This window comes from Agathobaculum sp., assembly GCF_050946325.1.
GTDB lineage: Bacteria > Bacillota > Clostridia > Oscillospirales > Butyricicoccaceae > Agathobaculum.
The window spans coordinates 1-10,035 of record NZ_JBMNUP010000058.1; the positions used below are offsets into that span (position 1 = coordinate 1).

The following is a 10,035-nucleotide window of genomic DNA, read 5'->3' on the forward strand; positions in this document are numbered from 1 at the left end:
CAAACGGTTTTCAAGACCGCCTCGTTATGACCGCTTCGATACCGCTCCATATCATGCCCGATAAGCAATATTAATTATACCATACCCGCATGTCCTTGTCAAACATTTCTCGCATATCATCTGCGCAAAATCAGATGAAAACCCGCGCGCAAATCCCTCCGCGCGCGGGTTTTTCTCCATCACTTGCCGAGCGCCGCGGTCCACTCCGCCTCTTTAAAGCCTGGAAGCGCAAATCCCTCGCCCACCAGAATGGGGCGCTTCACCAGCATGCCATCCGTTGCAAGCAGCGCAAACTGCTCGTCCTCCGTCATTTCCGGCAGTTTATCCTTCAGGCCCAGTGACTTGTACTGCAAGCCGCTCGTATTAAAAAACCGCTTAAGCGGCAAGCCGCTTGCCTTGTGCCAGGCGCGCAGCTCCTGTTCGGTCGGATTGTCCTGCTTGATGTCCCGCAGCTCATACGACACCTGTCTTTCATCCAGCCATTTCTGCGCTTTCTGACAGGTTGTACACTTGGGGTAGCAAATAAACAGCATTATACTTCCTCCTTTTTCTGCGCGCCCGTGTGCGGCCGCAAGTCAAACAACGCGCGCTCCACGCTCCAATAAAAGCCCTGCTCGCCCACCATCTCATAAATGCCCGAACGGCGCATCATCTCCAGCGAACCGCCCGGCAGGCCGCAGATTGCCAAATCCACGCCTTTTTCATGCATGGCCTGCAGCACATGCATCAGCGTCTGCGCGGCGGAAATATCAATATACGGCACGCCCCGCATGGACAGCAGCAGCGTATCGCAGTCGCCCAGCCGTTCTGCCAGCTGTTCAATCGACGCAATGTTGGCAAAAATCAGCGGACCCGTAATATAGGCCACCATGGCGTTTTTATACCGCTCGCACAGCGCCTCATCCGTTACACCTATGCGCGACATATCAACACGCTCATAGTTGATTTGCAGCTTGCTCAGCCGCGCTACCATCAAAATCAATCCCAGACCCACGCCGACAACGATAGCAACCGTCAAATCAAACACAATCGTGCAAATCATCGTCACCACAAACTTGGCGATCGCACCTTTGAAACGATGGCCGAACATATACCGAATGGATTCCCACTCGTTCATGCGCCAGGCAGTCACCATCAGCACGCCGGCCAGCGCAGCCAGCGGCACATACCGGATAACCGGCGCCAGCACAAACATCATAATCAGCAGGCCGAGAGCGTGAAAAATACCCGTCAGTCGGGTCTGTGCGCCCGAACGCACCGCAACCGAAGTACGCGCCAGCGCCGCCGTTGCCGGAATGCCGCCAAACATCGGCAGCACCATGTTGCCGATGCCCTGCGCCAGCAATTCCTGGTCATTGTTCAGCTTAACGCCGGTTGCACGGCCGGCCGAGGCGCCGCACAGCAGGCTTTCCAGCATGTTAAGCACGGCAATCGAAAACGCGGGCGCCAGCAGCGCAGGCGCATCCGACCAGTTGATCTGCGCGGGCGAAAGCCGGTCGGGCAGCAAAAGCGTTTTCGGAATTTCCCCCACCGTGGCAATATCCAGGCCAAGCAGCATCGTCGCCGCCGTGGCAATCACAATGCCAACCAGCGAGGCCGGCACAACGGCGTTCCATTTTTTCGGAAAAAACACCATCAGCAGCACAACAAACATCGCAACCAGCGTGGTGGCGCCGTCCGGCGCAAACCCCAGTTCCCCATAGCTGAGCAGCTTGGCAATTGCCGAGCCGCCTTCCGAATGCGTACCGAAGAAATTATCCACCTGCCCCAGTGCAATAATCACCGCAATGCCCGAGGTGAAGCCCGTGATAACCGGCGCGGGCACAAAGGCCGTCAGGTTTCCCAGGTGCAGCACCGCCGCAATCACCAGCAAAACGCCGCCCATGAACGTGGCCAAAAACATACCCTGCATGCCATAGGTGCTGATCAGCGAAACCAGAATAGCCGCCATCGCGCCCGTCGGTCCGGAAATCTGGTAATAGCCGCCCGTCAGCGCCGAAATAATCAGGCCGGCCACAATTGCCGTAACCAGGCCGCAGGCTGCCGATGCGCCCGCAGATACGCCGAACGCCAGCGCCAGCGGCAGGGCAACCGCCGCAACCGTCAGTCCTGCCATCAAATCCTTCGTCAGCTTCTGCCCGTTATACCCCTTGAATTCCCGCCGAAGCTGCTGTAAAAATGCCGTTCCCATCTTTTTACTCATTCCTCTTTCTTATGTGCATTCCCTTTTTACTCTTCCGCGCTGCCGGCAGACAGCACCCCCAATTCCGCCAGCAGCAGCAGGCAGGCCGCCGCAGACATCCCGCTGCGCAGCACCATTGCCGCAGGCCAGGTCACCGTGCGCACGCCCATCAGCCACGCCAGTCCGTATCCCCCAAGATCGGACAGCGACATCGTCAGCGCCAGTGCGCTGAAAAATGCAAGCCATTCCGGCCGCGGTTTGCTGTACAGCAGCCGTGCCAGATGATAAAACGCAAAAACCACCATCACATCGGCCACCAGCCCAAATGCAAAAGAAGGCAGCTTGGGGTCTGTGCAGGTCATGCGGTAAGCCACCAGCAGATGCAGGCAGCTCCAAAGCAGCGGCACCAGCGTCAGCTTGGCCGCCGCCGCTGTCATCTCCCTGCCCTGCGCGCTTGCCAGCGCAATGCAGCACACGCCGGTCAGCGGCGTACACACGCCGTAAACCGTTTCCAGCATACGCGCCCAGGCCGCAGTGCCCTCTTCCGCAGCAGTAACCGTCAAATACAGATAAAGCACACCGCCCACCATCAGCAGCAGACCCGCAGCAACCGCCGCCATGCGGAACATCGGGCTTTGGGTCCCCAAAAGCTGTTCAAACGGCTGTTTCCGCCGGTTGCGCAGCGGCAGGGCAACCACAGCGTACAGCACTGCGCACGCGGCAAAGAAAACCGCACAGTACCAAACCCAGTGTCCGCCTGCTGCGGGCAGCCCCGTATCAATATCAAAGCCGTTCAGCAGATGCAGCGCGCGCAATGCAGCGCCGGGTACGCACAGGGCAACCGCCAGAACGGGCAGCGCTTTGGATAATTTCATTCGCTTCCCTCCAAAACCAATATTGTCATACGGTAGTAGTATAGCACAAATGCCTTTATACAGCAAGGAAAACCCCGTGAAAATCCACTTTTCAGCAGATTTTCACGGGGCTTTCGGTATAAAGAGAAGGTATTGTCGCTATGCTCTTGTCTGCGGACCCAGTTTGGGCAGCCGTTCTGCTTCCGGTCCGGTAAATTCCGTATTTGCCGGGGTTTCGCGTTTCATGCCAAATTTCAGCAGAATCGGTGTGATCAGCGTCGTCACAATCACAACCAGTACAATCGGCGGGAACATATGCGGGTCAATCAGCCCTGCCTGTTCCCCCTTCTGGGCAACAATCAGCGCAACCTCGCCGCGCGACACCATGCCAAGGCCGATGGACAGCGAATCATAATTGGTAAATCCCATCAGGCGCGCACCCAATCCGCAGCCAATCACCTTGCTCAGAATAGCCACCAGCGTCAGCACCGCGGCAAACAGCACCAGCGCGCCCGTCAGGCCGTTCAGCTCGGTTTTGATGCCGATGGATGCAAAAAACAGGGGAGAAAACATCATGTAGCTGAGCACTGTCAGCTTGCGCGACGCATATTCGCGCGTGTCGGTGATATTACACAGAATCAAACCTGCAAAATACGCGCCCGTAATATCCGCAATGCCGAAAAACCGTTCGGCCGCAAAGCTGAGCAGGAAACAGAACGCCAGCGAATAAATCGCCAGGCGGCGGTGTTTGTTCCACACAATGTCCATCCGGATAAACACGCGGTGTACGATCAGCCCGACCGCGCCAAGGAAAACAAAGAACGCAATGATGCGTCCAAACACCATCAGCGGTTTGACGGCCGGATCGGTAAAGCCGGTCAGCACAGTCAGCACCACAATGCCGAGAATATCGTCAATCACGGCGGCGCCCAGAATTGCAGTGCCTACCTTGCTCTTCAGCTTACCCATTTCACGCAGCGTTTCCACCGTGATGGAAACCGAAGTTGCGGTCAGCACAACGCCAATGAACGCCGCTTTCATCATGTTCTGCGGGTCGGACGGGTCGTTGTCAAACAGCAGATAGCAGCCAATGCCGCCGAACAGCGGAACGATAACGCCGATCAGTGCAATCACAAAAGACGCAAGCCCTGTTGACTTCAGCTCGTCCAAATCGGTATCCAGGCCGGCGGAAAACATCAGAATAATAACGCCAAGTTCGGATGCTTTGAGCAGGAAGTCCGTCTGCCCAACCCAGCCAAGGCAGCTCGGTCCCAAAATAACGCCGGCGATCAGCGCGCCGACTACCTGCGGCATGTGTACGCGCTCTGACGCCAGCCCCAATACCTTTGTGGACAGCATAATCAATGCCATCACCAGAAGAAATGTATAATCCATATCTGACCCCTCCCTGTTGCACGGATTATCTTTCTCTTCTTTCAGACAGTCGTTTTTCCGAAAGCACCTTATTATAGCGCTCCATTTACAGGTTTTTCAAGTATATTTCCACAAAAAAATTGCTACGATTTCGTTAAAAATTACCTGTTTTTCGTTTATTTTGCCTCATCCGCACGTTTCCGCCGCAAAAAATAAAAAACCCGTTCCAATTGGAACAGGTTTTTTATACGCTTTTCTGCTAAGTACAGATTAGCCCTGGGAAATCGCGCCCATCGGGCAGGAACCAGCGCAGGTGCCGCAGTCGATGCAGGCGTCCGCGTTGATCTCGTACTTGCCGTCGCCCTCAGCGATCGCGCCAACCGGGCACTCGCCCGCGCAGGAACCGCAGCTGATGCAAGCGTCAGAAATTACATATGCCATGGTATTGCACCTCCAAATTATTTACATCTACATTGTAACACAAGTATCGCAAAAAGCAAGAGAACTCGTCGGTTAGCCATTGTTAACTTTTTCCATGATTTCAAACTTTTAAAAAATCGAGAAAAACTTCAATTTCAATCAATATCACGAGATATTCCCATGCAATTCGCGTTAGCCGCTCCTCAAAGGTCAGAAATGGTCAAATTTTTCTCTTGCTTTTTTTCCGCATCCGAGTATAATAAAAATCAAAGGTCAGGAAAAGTCAGATAAGTATCCTGTAGTGAAAGAAGGTGTTCGGTCATGAAAATGTCAGACTTAATTGCAGATTTCATCGGTGAAATGCTGTCGGAGGGCGGCGGCGTGGCCGAGCTGCAGCGCAAGCGGCTGGCCGATCAGTTCGACTGTGTGCCCAGTCAGATCAATTATGTTATTGAAACGCGCTTCACCCCCGAGCACGGTTATCTGGTGGAAAGTCAGCGCGGCGGCGGCGGTTATATCCGCATTGTGCGGCTGATGGACAGCAAACAGCAAACCCTGCTGGAAGCGGCGCGCAGCGTCGGCGGCAGGTTGACGCAGAACGACGCCGCACGTCTGACGCGGGCGCTGGTCTCTGCCGAACTGCTGACCCAGCGCGAAGGGCAGCTTCTTCTCTCTGCCTGTGCAGACGGCGCGCTGAGCGAAGTCGCCAAGAGCGACCGCGACCGGCTGCGGGCAGCAATTTTCCGATGCGCCGTTATGGGCATCGCCACCGTCTGAGCGTCCGCGCGGACGGCAATACAACAAAAAAACAGCATCCAAATACAGTAAAGCAGTTTTCTGAAAGGAGAAATGACTTATGAAATGCGAAAAATGCGGTAAAAATGAAGCAACCATGTATTATAAGGAAACCATAGGCGGCGTAACACGCGAAATGCATCTGTGTCCGGAGTGTGCGCAAAAAGAGCACCTCGGCGGCGCGTTTGAAAACGCATTTCAGTCGATGAACCACTTCTGGAGCGACCCGTTCCACTCCTTCCTCGGCGGCGGCTTCGGCAGCCTGTGGAACGACATGCTGGGCGCGCCGGCAGCCACACTGCTCGGCACCGAGCGCAAATGCCCGACCTGCGGCATGACCGAGCGCGAACTGCGCCAAACAGGCCGCGTCGGCTGTCCGGACTGCTACAGCACCTTTGCGGATATCTTAAATCCCTATGTGCAGAAAATACACGGTGCAAGCCAGCACATCGGCGCGGCGCCGGCCGCTCCCGAACAGCCGGCGGCCGATCCTGTCGCCTCGCTCAAGACACAGCTCAAAGAGGCAATCGAAAAGGAAGAATACGAGCAGGCCGCGCATCTGCGCGACGAAATCCGCAGATTGGAGGGCGGGCAGAAATGAGTATGTTTGAAATTCACGGCGGCTTCACCGGTCTTGCCGCATCCAGCCGCGTACGCCTTGCGCGCAACCTCAAGGGGTATCCCTTCCGGCTGACTGCCGCGCAGCACAGCGAAATTGCCGAAAAAGTATTCGCCGCTCTGCAAAACAACCCGACCATCGGGCCGGAATTTGAAAAGAAGCAGATCATCCCGCGTTCAACCGAAGCTTCCCAGCTGGTTGAGGAGCATCTGATATCGCCCGAACTGGCGCAGAACGGCGGCTGGCTGATCGTCTCCCGCGACGGCGGCGTATCCATCATGGTGGGCGAAGAAGATCACCTGCGGCTACAGGTGATCGGCACCGGACTCTGTCCGAAGGAGTGTCTGGACACAGCCAACCGCGTTTCCGCGCTTATTGAAAACGAACTGCCCTTTGCCTTTGACGCCCGTCTGGGCTACCTGACCGCCTGCCCGACCAACCTCGGCACCGGCCTGCGCGCGTCCGTTATGCTGCATTTGCCCATGCTGACTGCCGTCGGCCAGATCAACCAGATTACGGGTTATGCCGGCAGCCGCGGCTGTGCGGTGCGCGGCGCCTATGGCGAGGGCTCCAAGGCCATCGGCGGCTTTTATCAGATCTCCAATCAGGTCACGCTCGGCGCCTCGGCCGCTGATTTGACCGACCGGCTGGTGGAGACCGCCACTGCGGTCATCGACGCGGAAAAGAAGGCCCGTGAGCAGGTGCGCGCACAGAACGAAGCCGCGCTGCGCGACCGGATCTGCCGCGCTGCCGGCACGATGAAGAGCGCATTCCTGATGGAGACCGGCGAGGCGCTCACCTGCATTTCCGACGTGCTGATCGGCCTGCAAATGGGCTTTTTGACCGGCGCAGACCCGCAGGCGCTGTACCAGCTGGAGCAGGCCGTGCGGCCGGCCATGCTGACCGGCGCCCCGCAGGAGCGCGACCAGAAGCGTGCGCAAATGCTGCGGCAAGCCGCCCAGAACATTACGATGACCTATGCTTAAACGAAGAACTGCGGCCCGCACAGCGCCGCGTTTCTTCTTCATTCATCTATTGAACGTTTCTCAAAGGAGTTGATTTTATGTTTTTCCAGAACCGTTTTACCGAGCGCGCCCGCAAGGCGTTAGCACTGGCACAGGAAGCCGCAGGGTCGTTCGGTCACAGCTATGTTGGCTCTGAGCACCTGCTGCTCGGTTTGCTGCGCGAGGGCGGCGGCCCTGCCGCCAAAGCGCTTATGGCCGCAGGCGTCACCGATGAGGCGCTTGTCAAGGAAATCGAAGCCCTTTCCGGCCGCGGTACGCCCGACGCTTCCGCGCCGCAGGGCATGACCCCGCGCACCAAGCGCATCATCGAGCTGGCCATTCAGTCGGCCGCCCAGATGGGCACGGGTTATGTCGGCACAGAGCATCTGCTGCTCGGCCTGCTGCGCGAGGGCGAAAACGTCGCACTGACCGCGCTGGCCAACCTCAAACTCACGCCGCAGGCGCTGGCGGAAAAGCTGTCCGCCGTGCTGGGCGAAGCGCAGCAGGCCGGCGGCGCAGACGCTGCCGGCACATCGGGCGGCTCTGCCGGAGAGGCTTTGCAGCAGTTCGGCCGCGATCTGACCGCCGCTGCCCGCGAGGGTAAGCTGGACCCCGTCATCGGCCGCGCGAATGAAATCCAGCGCGTCATCCAGATCCTGTCCCGCCGCACCAAAAACAACCCCGCGCTGATTGGCGATCCCGGCGTCGGCAAGACTGCCGTAGTCGAAGGGCTGGCGCAGAAAATCGCTGCGGGCGACGTGCCCGAAACGCTGAAGGGCAAGCGCGTGATTTCGCTCGACCTGACCGGCATGATCGCCGGCACCAAATACCGCGGCGAATTTGAAGAGCGCATCAAAAAGGTCATCGAAGAGCTGACCGCTAAGAAGGACACCATCCTGTTCATCGACGAGATGCACATGCTGATGGGCGCGGGCGCTGCCGAAGGCGCAGCCGATGCCGCCAATATCCTCAAGCCTGCGCTCAGCCGCGGCGAGGTGCAGGTCATCGGCGCGACCACGCTGGACGAATACCGCAAGAATATCGAGAAGGACGCGGCCCTTGAACGCCGTTTCCAGCCCGTGCAGATCGGTGAGCCCAGCCCCGAGGATGCTGTCGAAATCCTCAAGGGTCTGCGCGACCGCTACGAAGCGCATCACCGCATCAAGATTCCGGATGCCGCGATCGACGCCGCAGTCAAGCTGTCCGTCCGCTATGTGACCGGCCGTTTCCTGCCGGATAAAGCCATTGACGTCATCGACGAGGCCTGCTCGCGTGTGCGCCTGTCCACTTTGACCACGCCGCCCGACCTCAAGGCGCTGGAGGACGAAATCGCCGCCATTGCGGCCAAGAAGGAAGAGGCCGTTAAGGGCCAGGACTATGAAAACGCAGCCAAGCTGCGCGACGAGGAAAAATCCAAGCGCGATGCGCTGGAAGCCCGCAAAAAGGAATGGTCCGACCAGCAGAGCAAGGCGCACGGCGAAGTCACCGAAGCCGATATTGCCGCAGTCATCGCCGGCTGGACGGGTATTCCTGTACAGCGCCTGACCGAAGACGAAGGCGAACGCCTGCTGCACCTGGAGGATACGCTGCACCAGCGCGTCATCGGGCAGAGCGAAGCCGTCACCGCGGTTGCCAAGGCCATTCGCCGCAGCCGTGTAGGCCTGCGCGACCCCAAGCGCCCGATTGGCTCGTTCCTGTTCCTGGGGCCCACAGGCGTGGGCAAAACCGAGCTGTCCAAGGCGCTGGCCGAAGCCATGTTCGGCGATGAAAGCGCCATGATCCGCATTGATATGTCGGAATACATGGAGAAGCACGCAGTTTCCCGCATGATCGGTTCGCCTCCGGGTTATGTTGGCTATGATGAGGGCGGCCAGCTTTCCGAAAAGGTGCGCCGTCATCCGTATTCCGTCGTCCTGTTCGATGAGATTGAAAAAGCGCATCCGGATGTGTTCAACATCCTGCTGCAAATTCTGGAGGACGGTGTGCTGACTGACGGCCAGGGCCGCCATGTGGACTTCAAGAATACCATCATCATCATGACCTCCAACATCGGCGCGCAGAAAATCACGGGCAAGGCGCGCAAGACGCTCGGCTTTGCGGCCGGCGCCGCAGACGACGATGCGCGCACCTTTGAACAGATTAAGGACGATGTGCTGGGCGAGCTGAAAACGGCTGTCCGTCCGGAATTCCTCAACCGCATTGACGATATTATCGTCTTTAACCGTCTGAGCGAAGATGAGATTGCGCAGATTGCAGACGGTATGCTGCGCCAGGTTGCCGCGCGCATGCAGGACATGGAAATCGAATTGACCTGGACCGAAGCGGCCAAAAAGCATCTTGCCAAGGCTGGTTTTGATCCCGTATACGGTGCGCGTCCGCTGCGCCGCGCCGTTACCAGCGAGGTCGAGGACCTTGTGGCCGAGGCTTCGCTCAAGGGTGAAATCAAGGCCGGCGACCATGTTACGCTGGATACCGCAGACGATAAGCTCGTACTGTCTCCCACCGGCAGCGCCGCCCCTGCGGATACGAAAACAGAATAACCGGATAAAAGTGCTGCCGGATATTCCGGCAGCACTTTTTCTGTCTGATACGCACTCCGGCAGCAAATCAAAAAGGCATCTGTCCTTTCGGACAGATGCCTTCTTATTTCTTTTAACGGATAACCGCTTACTTGGCAGCCTTGGCAGCCTTGATGGCGTCGATCATGAGCGGAACAACCTTGAACAGGTCGCCGCAGATGCCGTAGTCCGCTACGTCGAAGATCGGAGCGGAATCCGCCTTGTTCAC

9 protein-coding genes and 1 pseudogene are annotated in these 10,035 nt (G+C 57.7%); 4 read left to right on the top strand and 6 right to left on the bottom strand.

The features are described from left to right. Positions 1-179: 179 nt before the first annotated feature. The 5 genes from ACOYIE_RS06145 to ACOYIE_RS06165 form a co-directional block, all read right to left on the bottom strand. Positions 180-533: an arsenate reductase family protein gene (locus ACOYIE_RS06145; RefSeq protein ID WP_433411428.1), complete on the bottom strand. Its 354-nt coding sequence runs from the start codon at positions 531-533 to the stop codon at positions 180-182. Then, positions 533-2,203 carry a SulP family inorganic anion transporter gene (locus ACOYIE_RS06150; RefSeq protein ID WP_433411430.1) on the bottom strand — a complete coding sequence of 557 codons (1,671 nt, stop codon included), beginning with the start codon at positions 2,201-2,203 and terminating at the stop codon, positions 533-535. The genes ACOYIE_RS06145 and ACOYIE_RS06150 overlap by 1 nt, the downstream gene beginning before the upstream one ends. Before the next feature lie 26 nt (positions 2,204-2,229). Then, positions 2,230-3,057, bottom strand: a complete 828-nt coding sequence (locus ACOYIE_RS06155; RefSeq protein WP_433411432.1) for a hypothetical protein — start codon at positions 3,055-3,057, stop codon at positions 2,230-2,232. A gap of 138 nt (positions 3,058-3,195) precedes the next feature. Next, positions 3,196-4,431: a cation:proton antiporter gene (locus tag ACOYIE_RS06160; protein ID WP_433411434.1), complete on the bottom strand. Its 1,236-nt coding sequence runs from the start codon at positions 4,429-4,431 to the stop codon at positions 3,196-3,198. Positions 4,432-4,680: 249 nt separating this feature from the next. Then, entirely contained in the window at positions 4,681-4,851 is a 171-nt protein-coding gene (locus tag ACOYIE_RS06165) for a DUF362 domain-containing protein (RefSeq protein WP_433411436.1), read from the bottom strand. Between the two features lie 300 nt (positions 4,852-5,151). On the opposite strand from ACOYIE_RS06165, the gene ACOYIE_RS06170 reads away from it, so the two are divergent. The 4 genes from ACOYIE_RS06170 (at position 5,152) to ACOYIE_RS06185 (ending at position 9,788) form a co-directional block, all read left to right on the top strand. Further along, on the top strand, positions 5,152-5,607 hold the full coding sequence (locus ACOYIE_RS06170) for a CtsR family transcriptional regulator (protein WP_433411438.1): 456 nt from the start codon (positions 5,152-5,154) through the stop codon (positions 5,605-5,607). Between the two features lie 79 nt (positions 5,608-5,686). Then, positions 5,687-6,226: a UvrB/UvrC motif-containing protein gene (locus ACOYIE_RS06175; protein WP_433411440.1), complete on the top strand. Its 540-nt coding sequence runs from the start codon at positions 5,687-5,689 to the stop codon at positions 6,224-6,226. Further along, positions 6,223-7,230 (top strand): ATP--guanido phosphotransferase, encoded by a 1,008-nt coding sequence (locus tag ACOYIE_RS06180; protein ID WP_433411442.1) that lies wholly within the window; start codon positions 6,223-6,225, stop codon positions 7,228-7,230. Before ACOYIE_RS06175 ends, ACOYIE_RS06180 begins: the two co-directional genes overlap by 4 nt. A gap of 77 nt (positions 7,231-7,307) precedes the next feature. After that, positions 7,308-9,788: an ATP-dependent Clp protease ATP-binding subunit gene (locus ACOYIE_RS06185; RefSeq protein WP_433411444.1), complete on the top strand. Its 2,481-nt coding sequence runs from the start codon at positions 7,308-7,310 to the stop codon at positions 9,786-9,788. Positions 9,789-9,915: 127 nt separating this feature from the next. Here ACOYIE_RS06185 and ACOYIE_RS06190 read toward each other — a convergent pair. Next, a pseudogene (locus ACOYIE_RS06190) lies at positions 9,916-10,035 on the bottom strand (acryloyl-CoA reductase electron transfer subunit beta); the annotation flags it as partial.

What these genes read in the sequence shown, in the direction of transcription:
- ACOYIE_RS06145 (WP_433411428.1), bottom strand. Translation starts at nt 533, where the DNA reads ATGCTGTTTATTTGCTACCCCAAGTGTACAACCTGTCAGAAAGCGCAG.
- ACOYIE_RS06150 (WP_433411430.1), bottom strand. Translation starts at nt 2,203, where the DNA reads ATGAGTAAAAAGATGGGAACGGCATTTTTACAGCAGCTTCGGCGGGAA.
- ACOYIE_RS06155 (WP_433411432.1), bottom strand. Translation starts at nt 3,057, where the DNA reads ATGAAATTATCCAAAGCGCTGCCCGTTCTGGCGGTTGCCCTGTGCGTA.
- ACOYIE_RS06160 (WP_433411434.1), bottom strand. Translation starts at nt 4,431, where the DNA reads ATGGATTATACATTTCTTCTGGTGATGGCATTGATTATGCTGTCCACA.
- ACOYIE_RS06165 (WP_433411436.1), bottom strand. Translation starts at nt 4,851, where the DNA reads ATGGCATATGTAATTTCTGACGCTTGCATCAGCTGCGGTTCCTGCGCG.
- ACOYIE_RS06170 (WP_433411438.1), top strand. Translation starts at nt 5,152, where the DNA reads ATGAAAATGTCAGACTTAATTGCAGATTTCATCGGTGAAATGCTGTCG.
- ACOYIE_RS06175 (WP_433411440.1), top strand. Translation starts at nt 5,687, where the DNA reads ATGAAATGCGAAAAATGCGGTAAAAATGAAGCAACCATGTATTATAAG.
- ACOYIE_RS06180 (WP_433411442.1), top strand. Translation starts at nt 6,223, where the DNA reads ATGAGTATGTTTGAAATTCACGGCGGCTTCACCGGTCTTGCCGCATCC.
- ACOYIE_RS06185 (WP_433411444.1), top strand. Translation starts at nt 7,308, where the DNA reads ATGTTTTTCCAGAACCGTTTTACCGAGCGCGCCCGCAAGGCGTTAGCA.